The sequence below is a fragment of the Lactobacillus sp. HBUAS51381 genome (assembly GCF_012641095.1).
GTDB lineage: Bacteria > Bacillota > Bacilli > Lactobacillales > Lactobacillaceae > Levilactobacillus.
On sequence record NZ_JAAVSC010000005.1, the window covers coordinates 1 to 21,555 of the forward strand.

18 protein-coding genes are annotated in these 21,555 nt (G+C 52.3%); 3 read left to right on the forward strand and 15 right to left on the reverse strand.

All coding sequences use genetic code 11. The features are described from left to right. Positions 1-148: 148 nt before the first annotated feature. The 11 genes from dusB to pth all read right to left on the reverse strand — a co-directional run bounded on the left by dusB (position 149) and on the right by pth (position 14,477). A complete protein-coding gene (gene dusB / locus HEQ50_RS02695; protein WP_168898996.1) occupies positions 149-1,168 on the reverse strand; it encodes a tRNA dihydrouridine synthase DusB in 1,020 nt (339 codons plus the stop codon). A gap of 8 nt (positions 1,169-1,176) precedes the next feature. After that, positions 1,177-2,064 (reverse strand): Hsp33 family molecular chaperone HslO, encoded by an 888-nt coding sequence (gene hslO / locus HEQ50_RS02700; RefSeq protein WP_168898997.1) that lies wholly within the window; start codon positions 2,062-2,064, stop codon positions 1,177-1,179. A 179-nt stretch (positions 2,065-2,243) separates the two neighbouring features. Further along, positions 2,244-4,361, reverse strand: a complete 2,118-nt coding sequence (gene ftsH, locus HEQ50_RS02705; protein ID WP_168898998.1) for an ATP-dependent zinc metalloprotease FtsH — start codon at positions 4,359-4,361, stop codon at positions 2,244-2,246. Positions 4,362-4,469: 108 nt separating this feature from the next. Then, entirely contained in the window at positions 4,470-5,012 is a 543-nt protein-coding gene (gene hpt / locus HEQ50_RS02710) for a hypoxanthine phosphoribosyltransferase (protein WP_057732807.1), read from the reverse strand. Between the two features lie 16 nt (positions 5,013-5,028). Beyond that, positions 5,029-6,396 carry a tRNA lysidine(34) synthetase TilS gene (gene tilS / locus HEQ50_RS02715; protein ID WP_168898999.1) on the reverse strand — a complete coding sequence of 456 codons (1,368 nt, stop codon included), beginning with the start codon at positions 6,394-6,396 and terminating at the stop codon, positions 5,029-5,031. Between the two features lie 158 nt (positions 6,397-6,554). Next, complete coding sequence (locus tag HEQ50_RS02720) at positions 6,555-7,094, reverse strand: S1 domain-containing RNA-binding protein (protein ID WP_168899000.1); 540 nt, start codon at positions 7,092-7,094, stop codon at positions 6,555-6,557. 327 nt (positions 7,095-7,421) lie between these two features. Next, positions 7,422-7,832 carry a septum formation initiator family protein gene (locus tag HEQ50_RS02725; RefSeq protein ID WP_168899001.1) on the reverse strand — a complete coding sequence of 137 codons (411 nt, stop codon included), beginning with the start codon at positions 7,830-7,832 and terminating at the stop codon, positions 7,422-7,424. A gap of 117 nt (positions 7,833-7,949) precedes the next feature. Continuing rightward, positions 7,950-8,225, reverse strand: a complete 276-nt coding sequence (locus HEQ50_RS02730) for an RNA-binding S4 domain-containing protein (RefSeq protein WP_168899002.1) — start codon at positions 8,223-8,225, stop codon at positions 7,950-7,952. Between the two features lies 1 nt (position 8,226). Further along, complete coding sequence (locus HEQ50_RS02735; RefSeq protein ID WP_168899003.1) at positions 8,227-9,807, reverse strand: polysaccharide biosynthesis protein; 1,581 nt, start codon at positions 9,805-9,807, stop codon at positions 8,227-8,229. Between the two features lie 561 nt (positions 9,808-10,368). Beyond that, the gene (gene mfd / locus HEQ50_RS02740; RefSeq protein WP_168899004.1) at positions 10,369-13,902 is read right to left on the reverse strand and encodes a transcription-repair coupling factor; all 3,534 of its coding nucleotides are present in this window, start codon (positions 13,900-13,902) and stop codon (positions 10,369-10,371) included. Between the two features lie 17 nt (positions 13,903-13,919). Next, positions 13,920-14,477 (reverse strand): aminoacyl-tRNA hydrolase, encoded by a 558-nt coding sequence (pth, locus tag HEQ50_RS02745; RefSeq protein WP_168899005.1) that lies wholly within the window; start codon positions 14,475-14,477, stop codon positions 13,920-13,922. Positions 14,478-15,033: 556 nt separating this feature from the next. On the opposite strand from pth, the gene HEQ50_RS02750 reads away from it, so the two are divergent. The 3 genes from HEQ50_RS02750 to cbpA all read left to right on the forward strand — a co-directional run bounded on the left by HEQ50_RS02750 (position 15,034) and on the right by cbpA (position 18,719). After that, a complete protein-coding gene (locus HEQ50_RS02750; protein WP_168899006.1) occupies positions 15,034-15,993 on the forward strand; it encodes an L-lactate dehydrogenase in 960 nt (319 codons plus the stop codon). A 504-nt stretch (positions 15,994-16,497) separates the two neighbouring features. Then, a complete protein-coding gene (locus tag HEQ50_RS02755; protein ID WP_168899007.1) occupies positions 16,498-17,886 on the forward strand; it encodes a L,D-transpeptidase family protein in 1,389 nt (462 codons plus the stop codon). Between the two features lie 191 nt (positions 17,887-18,077). Next, positions 18,078-18,719 (forward strand): cyclic di-AMP binding protein CbpA, encoded by a 642-nt coding sequence (cbpA, locus tag HEQ50_RS02760; protein WP_020090453.1) that lies wholly within the window; start codon positions 18,078-18,080, stop codon positions 18,717-18,719. Positions 18,720-18,936: 217 nt separating this feature from the next. Here the strand turns inward: cbpA and HEQ50_RS02765 are convergent, their stop codons facing one another. The 4 genes from HEQ50_RS02765 to acpS form a co-directional block, all read right to left on the reverse strand. Next, complete coding sequence (locus HEQ50_RS02765; RefSeq protein ID WP_168899008.1) at positions 18,937-19,335, reverse strand: type II toxin-antitoxin system PemK/MazF family toxin; 399 nt, start codon at positions 19,333-19,335, stop codon at positions 18,937-18,939. Positions 19,336-19,364: 29 nt separating this feature from the next. Further along, a complete protein-coding gene (locus HEQ50_RS02770) occupies positions 19,365-19,598 on the reverse strand; it encodes a hypothetical protein (RefSeq protein ID WP_168899009.1) in 234 nt (77 codons plus the stop codon). Between the two features lie 83 nt (positions 19,599-19,681). Beyond that, positions 19,682-20,806: an alanine racemase gene (gene alr / locus HEQ50_RS02775; protein ID WP_168899010.1), complete on the reverse strand. Its 1,125-nt coding sequence runs from the start codon at positions 20,804-20,806 to the stop codon at positions 19,682-19,684. Between the two features lie 5 nt (positions 20,807-20,811). Continuing rightward, on the reverse strand, positions 20,812-21,168 hold the full coding sequence (gene acpS, locus HEQ50_RS02780; RefSeq protein ID WP_168899011.1) for a holo-ACP synthase: 357 nt from the start codon (positions 21,166-21,168) through the stop codon (positions 20,812-20,814). Positions 21,169-21,555: the final 387 nt, after the last annotated feature.

The window sequence follows — 21,555 nt, forward strand, 5'->3', positions numbered from 1 at the left end:
CTTTTTTATACACTTTTTTTACTCTACACAGTATACAAAAATATCCGTTGCCAGTAATCAATTAAATTGATTACCAACAACAGATATTTTAGAACCAAAGTTTCTCTGAATTCCTGATTACGCATTAGAAAGCCCCTATTATCAAGCCTTAGGACTCATTTGTAAAACGCCGAACCGGCGTCTGCCGATCGCGCGCCGCAATCTTAGTCACAAAGTCGTCCAGAATTGTCAGCATCGTTGCCTCTTCCGTTGCATCCGTCAACGCCACCTTGGTCCGCGCAGCATGCGGAATTCCCTTAAGATAGTAAGCGACCTGGTTACGGAAATCCAATGGCCCTTCGTCTGGCCCCTTGGCCGCACAAAGCCGCCGTAAATGTGTCTTTGCCATTGCGACTTTCTCGGTCACCGTCGGCTCCGGTAAGCATTCTCCTGTCTCAAGGTAATGATTCACGCGCCGCAACAGCCATGGATTCCCCATCACCGCGCGGCCGATCATCACGGCATCGGCGCCAACTTCATCTAGCATGCGCTTGGCATCCGCGGGCGTCCGAACATCCCCGTTACCCATGAAAGGAATCGTCAACTGCTGGGCCACCTGATGCAAGATATCCCAATCGGCGTCGCCCTGATACATCTGCTTACGGGTGCGACCGTGCATTGCAATGGCCGCGGCCCCCGCGTCTTGGGCGGCTAAGGCATTCTCCACCGCTAAAACGTGGTGCTGATTCCAGCCCGTTCGCATCTTCACCGTAACGGGCTTATCAACCGCAGCCACGACTGCCGCAACCATGTGTCGCACCTTCTCCGGGTCCAACAACCATTTCGCCCCAGCATCCGTATTCACAACCTTATTAACCGGACAGCCCATGTTAATGTCAATAATGTCGGCCGGCGTCTGCTGATCGACGTACTGGGCGGCCTGAACCAGGGTCTCCTCGGTACCGCCAAAGATCTGAATGCTCATGGGATGCTCACGTGCGTCAACGGCCATCATCTGGAGCGTCCGCTGATTGTGATAATGAATCCCCTGGCCCGATATCATTTCACACTCTACCAATCCGGCGCCAAAATCCTTACAGATTCGGCGAAAGGCGACATTGGTCACCCCCGCCATCGGCGCCACGACCACGCGGTTAGGAATCTCGACGTCCCCAATCTTCCAACTCATTCCCATGCTTACTTCGCTTGGGCTTCCGTTAGAATCTGCCGCAAGTCGTCCTCGGAGAATTGGTACTTGTTCCCACAGAAATGACAAACCGCTTCGGCACCGTGATCTTCATCGATCATTTCCTGTAATGCTTCCGGCTGAATGGCCGCTAGCGACTTGGCGAAACGATCCTTGGAACAGTCGCATTTGAACCCAACGGGCATCTTCTGGAGGATCTTAACCTTTTCATCGGGGAACAGCAGTTTTAAAATGTCCTCTGGCTTCTGACCATCTAATAGAAGTTCCGACACCATCGGCATTTCCTTGATTCGCTTCTCCAACCGCGAGATCGCCGCATCCGAAGCACCCGGCATCACCTGAATCATGAACCCGCCAGCAACCTTAACCGTATTATTCGGTTGCACAAAGACGGATACCCCCACGGCGCTGGGAATCTGTTCCGACTTAGCCAGGTAATAGGTGAAGTCTTCGCCCAATTCGCCAGAGATTAAGGGAACCTGTCCCGTGTAGGGTTGACCCAGGCCTTGATCTTTTGTCACGGTCATCATCCCTTGGACCCCGACCGCCTTCTTCACGTCAATCTTGTGCTTCTCGTTCAGTGGTAGGCTGACGTGCGGATACATCAGGTACCCCTTCACCGTACCATCGGCGTTCCCGTCGGCCACAATTGCTCCAACAGGGCCGTGACCGTCGACCTTCACCGTTAGCGTCTCCTTGCCCTTAAGCAACGAGGTCGACAACAGCATGGTCCCAATCAACGTCCGGCCCAGAGCCGCCGTCGCCGAACTCCACGTGTCGTGACGCTGCTGTGCCTCGGCTACCGTCTCCGTGGCGTCTACCACGTAAGCCCGAAACATCCCATCATCAATCAAACTTTTTACTAAATAATCTGCCATTAAATTTAAACGTCCTTTCGTTACAAGTCATCCTGCCTTACATTACCAGAAAGTTCGGAATTTGCAAAGAACCCGCTTCGATTATCTGGGTCCTGTCATCGCCCAATCACGGCGCCAATCACCCTTTAAGTCACGAAAAGGTCCGAGACAAACGTCCCGGACCTTACATCGTCACTACATTATTCGGAATGGTCGGACTCATCGTGATCGTCTGGCGCTGCCGAACTAGCCGCTGAGCTAGCCGGTGCCGCTTCAGAAGACGTTTCACTTGAGGCGCTGGAAGCCAACTTCGCTTCAGTTGAAGCTTGACGTTCCGCTTCACGGCGTTCAAGTTCACGCTTAGACTCTTCGAAAGTTGCCGCCTTTTCGCTAGGAAATTCGTCATTGTCGTCCTTTTCAGGCATTTTCCCAGTGTTAAACAAGCTGAGAATTTGCTTTTCGTCCAGCGTTTCGTATTTCAGCAAGGCATCCGCAATAATCTTGTGTTCTGCTTTGTGTTCTTCCAGAATCTTCCGGGCAGTATCGTGTGCTTCCCCGATGATCCGACGAACTTCACTATCAATTAAGTTAGCGGTATGTTCAGAGTACGTTGGTTGACCAGGATACCCGGCACCGGCGAATGGTTGGCCGCCAGCGCTTTCCAGGGCCACAGTCCCCACAGCATCACTCATCCCATACTGGGTAACCATGGAACGGGCAATTTGCGTTGCCTGCTCGAAGTCATTGGAGGCCCCGGAGGACTCGGAGTGGAAAATCAACTCTTCAGCCGTCCGACCACCCATTAACCCGGCAATCTGTTCCATAGCATCCTTCTTGGACATCAACATCTGGTCTTCACGCGGTAACATGATCGCGTAACCGCCGGCGCGGCCACGTGGCACAATCGTAACCTTATGAACCACGCGCGCATCGTTCAAGACCAACCCGACGATGGTATGACCGGCTTCATGGTACGCCACGGTCTTCCTTTCTTCAGGGCTGATGACCCGGTCCTTCTTAGCTGGTCCGGCGATAACCCGATCTTCGGCTTCATCTAAGTCAGAAGCATCAATCTGGGTCTTGTTCCGCCGTGCCGCCAGTAAGGCCGCTTCGTTCAGAAGGTTTTCCAAGTCTGCCCCTACGAAACCAGGCGTTTGCTTAGAAATTTCCTTCAAATCAACATCGTTGGCTAAAGGCTTGTTCTTGGCGTGAACCTTCAGGATCGCTTCACGACCCTTAACATCCGGTCGACCCACTAAGATCTTCCGGTCAAACCGACCTGGCCGCAGCAAGGCGGGGTCCAACACATCGGAACGGTTGGTGGCGGCCATCACAATGACGCCTTCACTCCCCGTAAACCCGTCCATTTCAACCAGTAATTGGTTCAACGTTTGTTCACGTTCATCGTGGCCACCGCCCATGCCGGCACCCCGTTGACGACCAACCGCATCAATTTCATCAATAAAGATGATTGAAGGTGCGGCCTTCTTGGCCTGTTCAAACAGATCCCGAACACGACTAGCCCCGACACCGACGAACATTTCCACGAAATCTGAACCAGAAATCGAGAAGAACGGTACCGCCGCTTCACCAGCAACGGCCTTCGCCAGCAACGTTTTACCAGTACCAGGAGGACCCTCCAGCAAGACACCAGATGGGATCCGGGCACCTAATGAAACAAACTTACGCGGATTCTTCAAGAACTCAACCACTTCAACGAGTTCTTGCTTTTCTTCCTCTTCACCAGCGACGTCAGCAAAGCGAACCTTGTTCTCCTTGCTATCAGCCGGCTTGGCTTTACTCTTCCCAAAGTTCATGACGCGTCCATTGCCGCCGCCTTGGCCGGCTTGACCCATCATCATGTAGAAGAAGAAGAAGAAAATAACTAGTGGCGCAACGTAGACTAATAAATTAATCCAGAAGCCACTCGACTCTTCCGCCTTGGTGTTCATTTTAACATTGTGATTCTTGGCAACTTTATCAATCTCAGAAACCGTCGAATTATTGGTTAAGACCTGAGTGCTGAAACTAGTCACAGCCGTGCTCTGTGAGCCGCCGAGACTAAAGCCGGTGTTGGTTGTACGCTTTTGCGCATTCCGATATTCCCCGGTAATCTTGTAAACTCCCCCGGAAGGTTGAATGGAGAATTTCTTGATCTTATTCGCGTTCAAATCTTTAACGAATTGACTCGATTGGATTTCTTGGGTTTGTGAGCTGTTGCCGTTACCATTGAATAGGTAAACCACACCAATGATCAACAAGAAAATCACAATGTAAAACAGACTATTACGGAACAGTCCATTTCGTCGATTATTCATGTCGTGCCTCCTTACTCACAGTTCCCAGCCTTCACATAGGAACGAAATTTAGAGCGTATGCCCTTTTGACTAAATAAGATGTTATCACAATTGACTATCATTGACTAATTATTTATCTGAATAAACGGAAGGCTTCAAAACACCAACATACGGGAGATTCCGATATTTTTCTTCGTAGTCCAAACCGTACCCAACCACGAACTCGCTGGGAACATTAAACCCGACGTAATCGGCCTTCGCTTCAACCACCCGACCGCTGGGTTTGTCCATCAGCGTGCAGACCCGAATCGAATTGGCCTTGCGATCCTTCAACAGGTCCTCAAGGTACTTCAACGTCCGCCCGGTATCGATAATATCTTCAACCAGAATAATATCGCGCCCGGCAACGTCCGTGTCCAAATCCTTTAACAACCGGATGGTCCCAGATGAAGCCGTCCCCCCGTTGTAACTGGAGACATCAATGAAGTCAATCGTTGCATAGATATCCATATCGCGAATAACATCCGTCATGAACAGGATAGCACCTTTCAGGACACAAATGATTAATGGTGTCTTATCACGGTAGTCTTCCGAAAGTTGCGTACCTAACCGTTTGCACGCGGCGGCAATGTCTTCCTCACTGTAAAGGACCTTTAAAATATCGTTATTCATGCTGTTCCCCTTTCGCCTAGTCATGCTGTAATTTGATATGATAGTTGCTTGTGTGCGACCGTGGCGGTAACACCGACCATTTCACGCCCAACGCAGCCACGACTTCACCCGTCGCCGTCACTAAAACCGGAACTTTCGCCCGCAAGTCGCGCGGAACCTTGGCGTTAATCAAGGCCCGCCGGACGGTCTGATGATGACCATTGGCCAACCGTAAGTGATCCGTTGCCTGCCACGAACGAACGCGGAGCGGGAACTGATCGGCGGTCAAGGCCACAATCTCATTGGCTGGTAAATCGGTAGTTGCGTCCGTTGTAAAGCAGCCAAATTGCCAGCCATTTCCCAACGTTCGCCATTGGTTTAATACTACCATAAAACTAAAAACTTCCTCGGAATTTTGTCGGAAATTTTTGGATTGCTGATACGTAAATGTGTCATACTTTTTTTCAAGACGCCAACCGTGTCCCAAATCCACGCTACCAGTTGGCCGCTGCGGATTACTTAAGAGCTGCCGACAGGCCGCCAGCACCGGGGCTTCCGTCGTTAGTGTGGGTGAGGCCAGTTTGATCAATCGTGCGAGCAGCAGGTCCTGCAGATCGGCCGATTGGCTTAAAAATCGTTGGGTGTCAACGCGTAATGGTCGCCGTTGCCGAATAATCTGGCCCAACTGCGCCGTCACCGTCTGATCCGTGACCCGCAGCACCGTCCGCAGTTGAGCCGCGTAGGCGAGTAAATGGCGATCCACCTGTGGATTCTCCCGACGCAGGGCTGGTAACAACTGTAACCGCAGCCGATTGCGACTCGCCGTCAACTCGTGATTCGTGGCATCCTCATACCAGGGAATCTGCCGTTGCTGCGCGTACGTCCGTAGCTGCTGCTTCGTGAATGGCAATAACGGGCGAATTAGCCGTCCCTGATGAAACGGCCGACTCGCCGGCATCCCCGTTAACTGGGCCAACTGCCCACCCCGAATCAGCTTAAACAAAATGGTCTCCGCCTGCTCATCCGCCTGATGGGCCGTGGCCACCCAGTCAGCCTGCTGGGCCACGAGCTGTTTGGCAAAGAACTGATACCGAAACCGACGGGCGGCATCCTCAACCCCATGCTGGGGATGCTGATCAACCGGCCACGTCGCGGTTACGAGTGGCACCTGATGCTCGGCACACCACCGGGTTAGAAAGGCCGTCTCGGTCACACTCTGTTCTCGCAATTGATGATTGACGTACACCACCGTCAACTGCGGCCGCTGGGTCACGGGAAGCGCCATGAATAAGGTCAAGAGCACCATAGAATCCACCCCGGTCGAGACCGCAATGAGGCCGTGCTGCTGGGGGTCCGCCCAACCGTGCTGCTGACAATTCCGTTGAAAATCCGTCTCCAGTGACACCACACGCCCTCTTCTCTTCTCGCTCATGACTCAGCGGTTATGAAAAAAGTCTGGGACCAGGTCTCAGACTTTTTATCTCCGAACGCAACTTGCAAGGTGCTGTCAGCTAACCGCTTGCTGACCCACCCTCGCCAATTTGATGGCCCGTTAGTCAGTGACTAACTGCGCCGACCACCACGGCCGCCACGCTTGCCTTCGGTGTTTCGTTTAATCGTTGCCAAACGGTCCTCACTTTGCTTCAAGAACCCTGACATCATGTCGTCAAAATTTTCTTTATGGGGAGCCGAATGATGACCCGCAAATCGACCATTTGCTGAGTTATGGTGTGGCCGGGGGCCGTTATTTTCAAACCGCCGACCGTGACCATGACTTTCACCGCCGTGGCTAGCAGAGTTGCCGCCATGGTGCTGCTCATGATCTCGGTGTTCACTGTGACTGTGGTGGGGCCGGTCACCAGCCGGATGGTCCGTCGCCTTGCGAATCGACAGCCCAATCTTCCCATCATTACCAACGGTCAAAACCTTGACCGTTACTTCGTCACCAACAGACAGAACGTCATGGATATCCTTAACGTAGCCGTCAGAAATCTCACTAATGTGCACCAACCCGGTCTTGTGGTCGCCTAAATCAACAAATGCACCAAAGTTCGTAATTCCGGAGACCTTTCCGGAAACTTTAGCTCCAACCTCGATTGCCATAAAAAAGAAGTTCCTCCTTAAAATAAGTGCTTTCAGTATAACACAATTTCCCAAGATTCCACATGTTAAACATTAAAAAGACAGTCCATTAATCAATTTTCCTTACCCGCCGAAACCCCCGCCAGATTAACCTCTAAGCCGATTACACGTTTCCAACCATCATCATATTCCCCCAGGCCCCGTTGGCTCCTAGCCATTGACCAAGTCGGGCTTACTCGCGTTTGGTGGGCAACACCTTGCTTTTCCGGTTCTAGGGTCGGCAGCGTCGACAAACCAGTCTAGAAAAAAATCCGCCAGTTCAGCCGAACCGACGGATTTTTCAGGACACTATTTAACGGTCACGTCACTCGCGTGGTCACCGGGCAGACTATAGATGGTTTCACCGGACTTCGAATAGTAATACTTCGACCGAATCAGCCGCCCCAAATAGTCCTTATCATTTAACTGTTTAATTTGCAATTGGAGCTTGTGATCCGTCGCTTTAGTCGCCGCCAGCTTTTGCTTGCTGGTCGTGACCTCACTTTGGACGTGATGAAGGCTGGCGTTGGTTCGCACCAATTGAATTCCCAGGACAACGGCAAACACCGCAAACACAACCATAATCCGCGTTGCTCTGCGCATCCGTCGCTTTCCTAACCATTGGTGACGGTGGGCCTTCGCCTGTTGGTGATCCAGACGCCGGGTATAGTCATTTTCTAAACGTTCGATTTTCGCCGGTTTCGGTTTGACGTCAGCCATCTTCCACTCACTCCTCAGTTTTCACCAGATAGTTTAACTTGAGTATAGCAAGTTTCAATTTGCCCGTCTAGCACGTTTAGCATAATGTAAAACATTCGTCACATTTAACGCTAAATGCTACTGGTTTTGCCGGAAATCTTGGGCATAATCTTCCTTAACGATGGTGTACATCCGTTCGGCGTCATCCTTTTTAGTGGTTTCCAACAATTCATTAACCTTCACTGTTAACGTTTTGTTACCGAACTTAATAACTAACTCATCATTTGTGACCACGTCACTGGAAGACTTGGCGACTTTACCATTAATGGCAATTCGACCCTTGTCCGCAATTTCCTTAGCGACCGACCGCCGCTTAATAATCCGTGAAACCTTTAAATACTTATCTAATCGCATATTATTTTCCTCCGTGTTGACTAAGTTGTTGCCATAATCTTAACACACTCTCGCCGTGGGGAATCGCCAACCACTCCCTGACCGATAGCAACTGCCACCGCAGCGCCAATCCCATAAAGATGATGACGCCCACTGGGATCGCAATCAGTAAGCCGCCGCCAATCGCAAGCCGGCTGGTCATCAGCGCCGGCCACCAGTGTTCCAACGCGGTGACGGTCACTTGAACGCCGAAGACCATCAAGATGGTACAGGCTAGTAAAATCCGAATGTACGGCTTGGTCCAAATGCCTGAACGCAGCGTGCGGTCGGAGCCGTACCAGATCACCCAGAAGATGACCCCCAGGCTGACCACCGTCAACCAGCTTGCCCCCGTTGCGCCGAGATGCCGAACGGCCGCTTGATTAAAGAGAACCTTGACCAGCAAGCCGGCCCCCAGGGCAACCACCGTCAGCCGGTACTGATCCTGACTCTGCAAGACACTGTTGTACGTCTGAATCAACGTGGCCAGAATGATGCTGAGCATATAAACGCTGAGCATCCCCGATCCCTGCGTATCGCCAAAGAGCAACCGATTAATCCAGGGCATTAGCACCACTAAGCCGGCGGTGGCGGCGACCGCCACCATCAGCGCGATCCGCATCATCGTGGTCGTCAGCCGTTTAAACGCCGCCGGTCGTCGCTCCTGCTGTGCCGCCGTTAAAGCCGGCAGAAGCGAGGTCGCAAAGGCCACCGCAACGACGAGGCCCAGTTGAACCAGTGGCTGGGCCCGATCATAGACCCCCTTGAGACTCTTCGCGGTCAAGTCACCCATGCCACCGGCAACCAGTCCATTCTTAACTGTAAATGAATCGACGAGTTGCAGAAGCACCAGCATGGCCGTGAGCAAACACAGGGTACCGCCTTCAATCAGCAGACGCCGACCGATGTGCGGCACCTTGTGGGTGGGCATCACGTCTCGCCGTCGCCAACGGGGCAAGACCAGCAAGGCGGCGACGGCCGCAATGGTTCCACCGCTCAACGCCCAGGTCCCCATGCAGTAGACCGACCAATCGTGACTGGTAGCCCAACCCGCAGCGACCAAGATCACCACGACCCGAACCAGCTGCTCTACCACCTGAGAACGGGCGGTTGGTAACATTTGGAACCGACCTTGATGATAGCCCCGGCCGACCGACAACGCCGGCATGAAGAGAAACATCCACGCCACCATCTGGATCAGGGGAGCCAAATGCCGGTCCCCCATGCCCTGCGCCAACCCCGGCGCGCCCACCATCAGGCCACCGAAGATCAGCAAAGCCAATCCCCACAGCCAATAATAGATTTGCCGGGCGACCTGTTGTTGGCTCGGCAAATCCGGTGCCTCGGCGATCAGCTTCGAGATGAAGACGGGTAGGCCACTCAGCGCAAAGGTCATGCCAATACCGTATAACGGATAAACCTGCTGGTACACGTAGAAACCGGTGTTACCGACCATGTTTTGAAACGGCACCCGGTACACGGCGCTTAGGAGCTTGGCAATGAACGCCGCGATGGAAAGAATCAGGGCGCCTTGCAAGGTCGTATTCACATTGCGGTTGCCCATCGACTTCCTCCTTCAGTGCTGCTTACAAATTTAGTGTTGCATTGTACTATGTTGCAATTTAAATTGTGGATACTGGTCGCCTACCGTTCGCAAAATATGAGCTGGAACGCGGTGGGCAGGACGTTCCGAGCCAAAGGGCGGTCTCGGAACTCGCTTGAAACCGCCAAAAACCGGCGTTTTCAAGTCGCCATTCTCTAACCGGTTGACACCGCTCAGAGAATCCCACGGCTGAGCTCATATTTTGCTTCACTCCCGGCTACTGATGAGGGCGCAACGACAGACAGTAAAGTCGTACCAACGCCATATCCAGTGTCATCACACACGATGCCGGAGGCAGCCAGTGATGGAGCCAGCCGTGACGACCCAGTTAGCCGGCGTTACTGGGTGGGACGACTTGGGAGACTTGCGTACTTTGCAAGGCTTCCAAGCGAGGCGGAAGCCCGCTCTTTGGCTGGAACCGGTCCCCACCACAGCAGGCGGAATTGCTGGCAGCCGCAGGCAACTGGTCTAATCCGTTTAACTGGCAAGGCGGTCAGTTAACCACCACATATCACCAGACCGTTACTTCTCGTCCGCCTTGGGCTTGGTCGTCTCGAGGACGATATCCCGTAAGGCGCCCATGAATTGTCGGACCTGTGGCAACCAGTCCTGCACCGTCATGTTCGGCTGTAAGACCAATTTGACGTGCAGGCGGTCGTCGTTAATCGCGACCGTCGCCTTTAACTTGGTCGCCGACAAGGCCTTAAAGACGTCCTGGCCACCCAGAATGTTGGTGCCCTGTTTGGAGATCGTGACGAAGACATCCCCATTGACCCGTCGAATCTTATCCACTAGCGCCAAATCGGCCGCCAGCTTCAATTGGCCAATCGTCAACAGTTGGGCCACGCTCTCTGGGTACTCCCCGAACCGGTCAATCAGATCCGCCTTGATCTCGTCGACCTCGTCGTCACTTTCCAGTTGCCGAATTCGTTTGTACATTTCAATCTTCTGCTGCTCATCTTCAATGTAATCGCTCGGCAGGTAGGCTTCCACACCCAATTCGACCGTGGTATCGGTCTTCGGCTGGGTCTTCTTGCCCCGCTTCTTAGCGACCGCATCGCTTAACATCTGCGTATAGAGATCATACCCCACGGAATTAATGAACCCGTGTTGCTGTTTCCCCAATAGGTTTCCTGCGCCCCGAATGGACAGGTCACGCATCGCAATCTTAAATCCGGACCCCAGCTCGGTGAAGTCCTTAATGGCTTCGAGCCGCTTCTCGCTGACCTCCGTCAAGACCTTGTTCGGCTTGTACGTGAAGTAGGCGTAAGCCACCCGGTTACTCCGACCGATCCGCCCACGCAATTGGTACAGCTGGGACAGGCCCATGCGGTCGGCATTTTCCACGAATAGCGTATTGGCGTTAGGAATATCGATCCCCGTTTCAATGATGGTCGTGGTGACCAACACGTCGTAATCGCCGCGCAAGAAGTCAAAGAGCACCCCTTCCAGCTGCGACTCGGTCATTTTACCGTGAATGTAGCCGACACGTGCCTCGGGAACCAACGCCTGAATCTGACTGACGGTCTTTTCAATGTCATCCACCCGGTTGTGCAGGTAGAAGACCTGGCCGCCCCGTTGCATTTCACGCCGAATCCCATCCTGGATGGCGCCGGCATTCTGTTCCATGACGTAGGTCTGAATCGGGAACCGGTTAGCCGGTGGCGTCTCGATCACGGAGAGGTCCCGAACCCCCAGCATAGACATGTGGAGCGTCCGGGGGATTGGGGTCGCCGTCAACGTCAGCACGTCAACGTTGGCCTTCAACTGCTTCAAACGTTCCTTATGTTTGACGCCAAATCGCTGTTCCTCATCCACGAGAACTAATCCCAGATTCTTGAACTTGACATCTTGGGACAGGAGTCGGTGCGTTCCGACCACGATGTCCAACTGGCCGTCTTCCAGGTCCTTGATGGACTGGTGAATCTGCTTGGTTGTCCGGAATCGGGAGAACATCTCGACGGTAATCGGGTAGCCCTCGAACCGGTTGACCATGGTGTCGTAGTGTTGTTGCGCCAGGATCGTGGTCGGGACCAGAAAGGCCACCTGCTTGCCCGCTTCGACCGCCTTAAAGGCCGCGCGCAGGGCCACTTCGGTCTTACCATAACCCACGTCCCCCACGAGCAGGCGGTCCATCGGCCGAGCTTTTTCCATATCGTGCTTCACTTCGTCGATCGTTCGGAGTTGATCCGGCGTTTCGGCATATGGAAAGTCATTCTCAAAGTCGGTCTGGAGACTGTCGTCGTGTGGAAAGGCAAAGCCCTTCTCCGCCGCGCGTTTGGCATACAGATCGACCAATTCATCGGCGATGTCTTCAATCTTGGCGGCGACCTTACTCTTGGTCTTCGCCCACTCGGACCCACCGAGCTTGTTAATCCGCGGCTTCTTGTCTTCCGAGGACACGTACTTTTGAATCAGGTTCAGTTGGGTCACTGGAATGAAGAGTTGGGCGTTGTCCTGGTAGTCGATGGTCATGTAGTCCTGATGGACCCCATCGACGGTCAGCGTCTGCATCCCAATAAACTTCCCAATCCCGTGATTGACGTGCACCACGTAATCGCCGGGTTTCAGATCGGTATAACTCTTCAGGCGTTCCGCGTTGGCCATGGTTTGGCGTCGTGGTCGCTTCTTAGTGACCTTCTGGAACATTTCGGCTTCCGTGATGACCACCAGATTGGCCTCGGGCAATTCGAAGCCCGTGCGTAATCGTTCGGGAACCAGCTGGGTGAGGCCACCTTGGAGGTTCTCTTCCTTGGTCAAAACGGCCTGAATCTCGAAGTCATCCAAGGTTTCTTCAATCTTAGCCAGCCGCTCCTCGTCTTGAACCAGTAAAACAATCGTCTGTTTTTGTTTGTGCCATCGGTCGATTTCGGTCTTCATGACCGGTAATTGCCCGAAGAACTGTTGCATGGCGCGGGTGGCAATGTTCGTCACCGCCTGGAACCGGAGACTCCCCATTCCCTTTTGAAATAAGGCCAGCATGATCTGCGCGTGTCGGTCCTGCTTCAAAATCGGCCGCAATTCGCCGCCAAACGTCTGCTGGGCAAAGATCTGGTGGTGGGCGAGTTTATCGGTCGCCCAGTTGGCCTCATCTTCCAGCAATTGCCGTTCGCCATCCTGGAGACGCGAATAGTCCCCGAACAACGCCAAGCCATCGTCTGGTAAATAATCCAGGAGCTGGTGATGTTCTGGGAATAGATAATCAGCAAATTCCATGAGTTGCGGATCGACGGACCCCTTACGCAACCCGTCAATCAATGGTTTAACCTGATTGGTCAGCGTCGTAGCCGCATCCTCATCGAGTTGGGCCACCTGCTGGGTCAACGCAGCCGTCAGCGCATCAGCGCCGGCCGCGCGTTCGTCGGCGGTCAGAATAAAGTCGGTCGCCGGTAAAATTTCCACTTCGTCGACATTTTCAATGCTCCGTTGCGTCGCGGGGTCAAAGTACCGCAGCGAGTCGACTTCCGTATCAAAGAAATCCAGCCGCACCGGATAGTCCGCCGCTAAAGGATAGATGTCCACGATGGACCCGCGAATGGCGAAATCGCCGGGACCCGCGACGAGCTTCTGATGGGTGTAGCCCATACCAAATAACCGCTGCTGCAGGCTTTCGAGATCAAAGTCAGCCCCAATCTTGACGCTGAATCGCGCCGCCGCAAAGTTAGCCGGCGCCGGCAAAAAGCGCCGCAAGCCGGACAACGCCGTCACAATCACGACAGGCCGGTCGCTCTGCAGGGCGCGTAAGGCATCGATTCGTGAGGACCGATACTCGGGCGAGCTGGTCGCCACTTCGGCCGCCAACAATTCTTCCACCGGAAATTCAAAGAGCTCGTCTTCATCCAGTAGGTTGGCGAGATCATCCACCAATTGCCCGGCGTGATACAGCGTATCCGTCACGTAAACGATGGACCGTTGTTGTTCGTGGAGCAGACTGGCAATAAACAGCGTCTCGGCCGAACCGTTGAGCCCGGTCACCAATTGGCGTTGTCCAATCCCCAACGTTTGCCGGATCGTCGCGTACGCCGGTGTCTGCGTCATAAATGCTTCTAAATTCACGAGATAACTTCCTCTTCTTAGTTGTACTTATTCATTAACTGAGTGAATGCCGTTCCACTGAGCCAATCATCCAACGCCGCCACAGCCTTATCCGCTGATTGATTGAAGAGCGGTTGCTGTTCGGCGGTGAATTTGGTCAGGACGTAATCCACGACCGACATCTTCTGGGGATGACCGGTACCCACCCGCAAGCGCTTGAAATCCTTACTGGACACGTGGGCAATGATACTCTTAATCCCGTTGTGACCGCCGGCAGAACCGTGATCACGTAGCCGAATGTGGCCCACGGGCAGATCCATATCGTCATGCACGATAAAAATATCATCCAGATCAATCTTAAAGTAGTCCATGAGTGGATGAACGGCGCGCCCGGATTCGTTCATAAACGTCGTTGGCTTCACAACCAAGACCTTCTCGCCATTGACGATGCCGGTGCCGTAACGGGCATCCATCTTCCGCGTCGTCAGCGCGATGTTGTGCTGCTTGGCGAATTCATCAACGACCATGAACCCCGTGTTGTGCCGGGTGCCATTATATTGCGGACCAATGTTGCCTAAACCAACGATCATTTTCATACTTGCTAAGTTCTCCCTTTTATCTTTACATTTTTAAAGACGATGCGCGAATCCCAGTCAATAACGGGTTCCGCGAGCCACTGCAACCTAATCTCTTCATCATAACGGGTCGCAATCGACCATCACAAGCCTCGCCGCCGCAATATATGAAAGACTTAAGCTTAATTCTAACGCCACTGGCCACGATACCTCGTCATATCGCTATCGTAAGCGTGAACCTCAGCGACCGATAGTATAAACGACCACGTCTTGGCAACCATTGTGGTGCCCAACGATGAGGCCCCTCAAGGTAGGCGAGAGACAAAATAGCTGAACGGAAGCATCTCCCCGTCCAGCTGGCTCAAATCACATGCATCGTCTCAAATTAACACTCTTGAGTATAGCATAATCCCCCTATGACTGCACCGATTCCGCCCCCAGGTGAACCGTTTCACTAAAAGAAAGCGCTGTTTTCACAAATTTTCAACCGGGGTCGTGGTCGGACCGTAGTTAACATGTTATACTTACGAGTGGGTATTTCTGCGTACCTTGATGTCATAAATTTATTAGGAGATGAATGGATTTGACTACTAAAAACCATCAAAAAGTCGTTCTCGTTGGTGACGGGGCCGTTGGCTCTTCATACGCTTACTCAATGATGAACCAAGGTTTAGCTGAAGAATTCGTGATTGTGGATGTTATTAAAGACAGAACTGCTGGAGACGCCTTAGACCTTGAAGATGCTCAAGTCTTCACGGCTCCTAAGAAAGTCTACTCCGGTGACTACTCCGACTGCAGCGATGCTGACATCGTTGTGATCACTGCTGGTGCCCCACAAAAGCCAGGCGAGACCCGTTTGGACTTGGTTAACAAGAACTTAAAGATCTTGTCTTCAATCGTTAAGCCCGTCGTTGATTCTGGTTTCGATGGTATCTTCGTGGTTGCTGCTAACCCAGTTGACATCTTAACTTACGCCACTTGGAAGTTCTCAGGCTTCCCAAAGGAAAAGGTTATCGGTTCAGGGACTTCTTTGGACACGGCTCGTTTACGTGTGGCTTTGGCTAAGAAGTTCAACGTTGACCCACGGAACGTGGACGCCTACATCATGGGTGAACACGGTGACTCCGAATTCGCCGCATACGACGAAGCAACGATTGGTTCTAAGCCTTTGAAGGCCATCGCCAAGGAACAAGGCGTGACTGACGACGACTTAGCTAAGATCGAAGACGACACGCGGAACAAGGCTTACGAAATCATCAACAAGAAGGGGGCCACTTTCTACGGTGTTGCCACCTGCTTGATGCGGATTACCAAGGCTATCCTGCGTGACGAAAATGCCGTCTTACCTATTGGTGCCGCTTTGAACGGCGAATACGGCTTAGATGACATCTTCATCGGTACGCCTGCCATCATCAACGGTAACGGTTTAGCCGGTGTCGTTGAAGTCCCATTATCCGATAAGGAAAAGGACTTGATGGCCAAGTCAGCTGCTACGTTGAAGCAAGTTACCAAGGACGGTTTAGCTGCCCTCAAGTAATTCAATTCATTAAAAATAAAATCGTCGTTCCTGCGGGAGCGGCGATTTTTTTGCTGTCCAATATGGGTGATCCCCTGTCGCCAGATTTAACCGGCATCACGATTATTTTTGCTTTATTTTTTGTCTTTTTTACCAGATTTTTCACGTTGTTGCACCGCTAATATCGACCCGATGACAGGACGCATTGCGAAATTAAGTCGTCATTGCCCAGCTAGCTTTTCCGATTCTTGAGCTCACGTTTAACGGTATCAGACCAGTGTTTCCCGTTTTCTGAACAGCAAACGGGTCACTTTCATCAAGGCCCAAGCCATTTATTCCCGTAACGGTCAACACTAACAATCTTAAATATTAACATTAGAAAATAAACCGGTGTTGTAACCGCTACCATTCAGGCATCTCGATTGTCATTTAAGGTAGTTTGAAGTAAGCTAGGTTTATGCTAGTACGTGATCGTTAAGGATAACGACTTTCTTGCCACTGGCTTATTTTAGGAGGTCATACCCAATGAAAAAGAAAACCGGCTTCATAATCGGCATCGCGACCGCAATCATCGCGGTTGGTGCGATTTACGTGGGCCAAGCGGTTCATTATTCCTCAGCCAAGGTCTTCTTCAAGGATACCGAGATTGCTGGGGTCAATGTCGGCGGGAGCACCGCCGATCAAGCCGCCACCAAACTCAAATCTGCGTTGAAGGATCAGCAATTGACGTTAAAGGACGGCAGTCAAACAGTCGCCACGTTTAAGACGCAAAAAGTCAATCTCAAGGTGACGTCTAAAGCCGCCCTGAAACAGTTGATTGCCAAGCAAAATGTCTGGTCCTGGCCAGCGCACGTGACAACTGCCACGGCCGACAGTATCGAGCTGAACGCGAGCGACGCGAATCAGCAAAGTGTCAAAGCTTTAGCCACAACGATTGCGGCCAAGGCAAACAAGACGCGAACCGCCGCGAAGAGTGCCACGTTCACCTACAAGAATGGCCAATACGTGGTCACTAAGGAACAAAAGGGTAACCAGTTAGATGCCGACAAGGTCGCTACATCGATTACCAACGCCATCGAGAAAGGCGAAAAAACCGTCACTGTTTCTAAGGATTATATCAAGCCAGCGGTCACCGTTAATAGCGCCAGCTTCAAGGCAGCCAAAGCCAAAGCAACCGCGATTACCAAGGAAAGTTACGTTTACAAGTTAAGTGGTCACAAAATCACCATTCCGGCCGAAACGTTGGCCAGTTGGTTGACGCTGAAGAATGGCAAGCTGACGACCAACACATCGGCCGTTAGGGGTTATCTGACGAAGCTCAGTCACAAGTATGGGACCATCAACAAGACCCGGACCTTTAAGTCTACCAAACGGGGAACGGTCAAGGTCAACGCTGGTCTGTATGGCTGGAGTATCAAGGTGAAATCCGAGACGCCCGTCCTGAGTAAGCTGGTCTTAGCCGGCAAGGGCATGTCACGGACCCCAGCTATTCAGGGTAGTGGCTACCACAGTAATGGTACCGATATTGGCAGTTCCTACGTGGAAGTCGATAAAGTCAACCAGCACATGTGGGTCTACAAGAATGGCAAGCTCGTGGTCTCAACGGATGTGGTAACCGGTCTCCCAACGACCGCGCATCACACGCCAACTGGGGTCTGGGTCATTTGGAGTAAGCAACGCAACACCACGTTACGCGGCCAAAACGATAATGGTTCCAACTACGCCTCCAAGGTGAAGTATTGGATGCCGATCGATGACACCGGCGTCGGGATTCACGACTCATCCTGGCAACCGCAATACGGTGGCACGTGGTACAAGAAACACGGCTCACACGGCTGTGTCAACACACCACCTTCCAAGATTAAGACCGTTTACGAAAACGTCAGTGTCGGCACGCCCGTCATTGTCTTCTAATGAATTTTTAAGTCAAGCACGATCCGCCCTTTTGGGTTGGATCGTGCTTTTTTGATAAGCGCTTCCACGTACCGGCCCCTTTACGAAAACTTTATCTCGCTTTCACCAAAAAGTGCTACCATTTGTAGCGAAAACTATGGTATCATTAAGGGAGATTATTAGAAGTTTCTAATTTTTAGGAGGTCACTGTTATGCTGCTAAAATCCCTAGTGAAACCGAAAGAACGGTTAGTTACGGTTCGCGAGGACGTCACCCTGGAACAAGCCCTGAAAGTCTTAGAAGACTCGGGCTATCGGTGTGTGCCGATCCTGGATGAAACCGGACAGATCTTCCGGGGAAACATTTATAAGATGCACATTTATCGCCATAAATCCCGGGGCGGCGACATGCAGCTCCCGGTGACATCACTACTGAAGAACGCCACGAAGTTTATTTCGGTTAACGCCGCCTTCTTCAACGTCTTCTTCTCCATTAAGGATTTACCTTACATCGCCGTGTTAGATGATCAAAATGCCTTCTATGGGATTCTGACGCATACCCGGTTGATGGACATGCTCTCCCAATCCTGGAACGTCAACATCGGCAGTTACGTGATTACCGTCGTTTCCGCCGGTGAACGTGGTGATTTGGCTGGGATGGCCAAGATCATTACCAAGTACACCTCGATTGCCAGCGTCATCAGTCTGGATGCCCAGGAAGGCGAATTGGTTCACCGGACCATGTTCACCCTCCCCGCTGAAGTCGACGAAGAAAAGTTAGACCGGATTGTTAAAGCCCTCGAACGTAAGGAATTCCATGTTCCAGAAATTGAAGACCTGCGTCACGAAAGCTAAATCAAAATGATTGTGAAGCCTGGGAAATGATTCTCAGGCTTTTTTTTGCACTTCCGAACATGCCACCAACTAGGCTGGTCGCCTTACCGTTCGCCAAATTCGGTCTGGAACGCTGTGGGCAGGACGGGAAAAGCCAAAGCCCTGTCTTTTCCCTCGCTGTGCGAAAACAAAAAAGCCCAGAACAAAGTTGTCCTGAACTTAACTGTCACTAAAGGTTCTATGTAGTGCGGGTGTTACTTCGATTCCGCTTTTTCTTCGACTTATCCACCAAACCCACGCTAGTTGCTAACGCGGCGTCAACCAACGCCATCGTCTTAACATCCAAGTGGGTGACCTGATCCTTCAACCGCTGTTTATCGATCGTGCGGATCTGTTCAAGCAAAATGACGGAATCCCGCTCGATACCGGTTCGCTCCGCCGAGATGCCAACGTGTGTTGGCATCTTCGGTTTCTCGATCCGGGCGGTGATTGCCGCCACAATTACGGTTGGACTGTAATGGTTTCCCACGTTGTTTTGGATAATTAAGACGGGACGCATGCCGCCCTGTTCCGAACCAACGACTGGTGATAGGTCGGCGAAGAAAACATCACCGCGTTTGACTTCAACACGGGCCATGGGCCGCCATCCCCTATCTGCTATTCAATTTATTGTTGTGATTGTGTTCTGCGATACTGAGTCAAGCACCGTTCTGCTTCTTCTTCACACGGTGTAAATAGACGCGCAATATCCTGATTAATAAGGGCCATCGCCTGATACCCGGCAATCAACGAAAGTTTATCAGCTGCAGCTGACCGTAGCGGCACCAACGCCTGACGTTGGACGCGTTTGGAAATGTGTAACCGTAAAGCTGGTCGGTTTAATTGCTGTGTGCGGATCATGATTTCCCTCCTAGGCTGTTTATTCATCTCGACTCATATAGTTTACCACGAATAAGCAACCCTGGACACTATAACCCGCTGAATTAATTGAGATACCGCCGCGGCAAACGACTGGTAAACCCACAAGCGATCTCGTAATGGATGGTCTGACAGTAATCAGCGACGTCCTGTAAGGTAATCTCGGCACCCTGATCTTTTCCAATTAACGTGACCGTCGTGCCCCGCGAATAATCATGGGGTAAACGCACCATCAGTTGATCCATGCAGACGCGCCCAATGATTTCACAGGCCTGCCCCGCGATCAGGACATGGAAACCCTGTAATCGCCGCTCATAGCCGTCAGCGTACCCAATCGGCACCGTGCCGACCCATTCATCCTGAGTCGCCGTGTAAGTGGCCCCATAACCCACCGAATCACCGGCCGCGATCCGCTTGCTAAAGACCAGTTCGCTGGTCAAGCTCATCGCTGGTTCCAGTGGATAAGGTGAGGTCATAGCCGTTCCCGAAGGATTTAGCCCGTAGCCCGAAACCCCGAAACGAATCATATTGTCGTTACAATCTGCGTGCCACAGGCTCGTTGCGGAATTGGACACGTGGACGTAGCGCGGCCGCGGTAACGGATCAGTTAGTTCATGCCATTTGGCAACCTGTTGCTTGAAATACCGGTCATCGGGACTGTCGGCCGTCGCAAAGTGGGTAAAAATTCCCTCGAAGTCCAACGTCGCGCTGTGGGCCTTCAAGAAGTCAACGGCGGTTGTTAATTCCGCCACCGTTCGGAACCCAATCCGCCCCATCCCGGTGTCGACACCCAGATGGACATGTAACGGCGCTGTGAGGGACGTTGCCAGTGCTAAATAAGCCTGGGCATCGGCTAACCAGTCCGTCGCCGCCACCGTCACGGAGATGTTCTCCGCCGCCATCAACGGCGCATCGGCCGGCGACGTCACCCCGAGAATCAAGATGGGCTCATTGAACCCCGCCGCCCGCAGTTCCAAGGCTTCATCTAGAATGGCCACACAGAATCCGGTCGCACCGGCATCTTTGGCCGCTTGTGCCACCTGAATGGCGCCATGACCATAACCATTGGCCTTCACCACCATAAATAATTCACAATTCTGATCTAACCGCTCAACTTCAGCGTGAATATTGTGCCGTAGCGCAGACCGATCAATGATCAGTTGCGTTGGACGATGTACCCCAACTACCATGACACTTACCCTCTTTCTAAGATAACCTGAGTCATAACCACGGTGGCCGTATGTGAGATGGAGACGTGGGCAATTCCCGCAAAGGGCTGCCGACGCACAATTGGCTGGCCCGCAGCGTTGTCCCGAATCTCAATATCCTGAAAGCCAACGGCCCGACCAATCCCCGTTCCCATGGCCTTACTGTACGATTCCTTGGCAGACCATCGTCCGGCGATAAATTCAACCGCCCGACCACCCCGTAACTTGTGATAATCGGCCAATTCACCGGGGGTTAAGACCCGCTGCAAAAACCGCGGTTGCTTTTCCACAACCGCCTTAACCCGTGCCAAATCGGTAATATCAATACCAGTTCCGTAGATCATGATGTCACCTCTCTATAATGTCTAGGTTATATTTTAGCACAGCCCTGACAAATTGACCCCCAATACTTAATCGGTTTGGGAAAATATAAACTAATCGCAATTTCTTCTCGTTGGCCGTTGTGGGCCGCCTTACCGTTCGCCTCCGGCTGCCAGGGAATCCGCCTGCTGTGGGACCGGTGAGAGACACAGGGCGGTCTCTCCCCTCGGTTTGGAGCCGCAAACCACGTTTCCAAACACGTCCAGTGAAGTAACCTGGCTAAAAAACCGCCAGCTAACTTCACGTGCACGGCCGGCTCCATCCCTGGCTTCCTGCGGCTAAAACGCGGGGAGCACGGCCAGCACAGCACTAATCACGGTACGTCAAATTTTACTTTCACAATTAATGTA

Bases quoted from the DNA above. Each gene is read 5' to 3' on its own strand.
- dusB (WP_168898996.1), bottom strand. From the start codon at position 1,168: ATGAGTTGGAAGATTGGGGACGTCGAGATTCCTAACCGCGTGGTCGTG.
- hslO (WP_168898997.1), bottom strand. From the start codon at position 2,064: ATGGCAGATTATTTAGTAAAAAGTTTGATTGATGATGGGATGTTTCGG.
- ftsH (WP_168898998.1), bottom strand. From the start codon at position 4,361: ATGAATAATCGACGAAATGGACTGTTCCGTAATAGTCTGTTTTACATT.
- hpt (WP_057732807.1), bottom strand. From the start codon at position 5,012: ATGAATAACGATATTTTAAAGGTCCTTTACAGTGAGGAAGACATTGCC.
- HEQ50_RS02720 (WP_168899000.1), bottom strand. From the start codon at position 7,094: ATGGCAATCGAGGTTGGAGCTAAAGTTTCCGGAAAGGTCTCCGGAATT.
- HEQ50_RS02725 (WP_168899001.1), bottom strand. From the start codon at position 7,832: ATGGCTGACGTCAAACCGAAACCGGCGAAAATCGAACGTTTAGAAAAT.
- HEQ50_RS02730 (WP_168899002.1), bottom strand. From the start codon at position 8,225: ATGCGATTAGATAAGTATTTAAAGGTTTCACGGATTATTAAGCGGCGG.
- HEQ50_RS02735 (WP_168899003.1), bottom strand. From the start codon at position 9,807: ATGGGCAACCGCAATGTGAATACGACCTTGCAAGGCGCCCTGATTCTT.
- pth (WP_168899005.1), bottom strand. From the start codon at position 14,477: ATGAAAATGATCGTTGGTTTAGGCAACATTGGTCCGCAATATAATGGC.
- HEQ50_RS02750 (WP_168899006.1), top strand. From the start codon at position 15,034: ATGGATTTGACTACTAAAAACCATCAAAAAGTCGTTCTCGTTGGTGAC.
- HEQ50_RS02755 (WP_168899007.1), top strand. From the start codon at position 16,498: ATGAAAAAGAAAACCGGCTTCATAATCGGCATCGCGACCGCAATCATC.
- cbpA (WP_020090453.1), top strand. From the start codon at position 18,078: ATGCTGCTAAAATCCCTAGTGAAACCGAAAGAACGGTTAGTTACGGTT.
- HEQ50_RS02765 (WP_168899008.1), bottom strand. From the start codon at position 19,335: ATGGCCCGTGTTGAAGTCAAACGCGGTGATGTTTTCTTCGCCGACCTA.
- HEQ50_RS02770 (WP_168899009.1), bottom strand. From the start codon at position 19,598: ATGATCCGCACACAGCAATTAAACCGACCAGCTTTACGGTTACACATT.
- alr (WP_168899010.1), bottom strand. From the start codon at position 20,806: ATGGTAGTTGGGGTACATCGTCCAACGCAACTGATCATTGATCGGTCT.
- acpS (WP_168899011.1), bottom strand. From the start codon at position 21,168: ATGATCTACGGAACTGGTATTGATATTACCGATTTGGCACGGGTTAAG.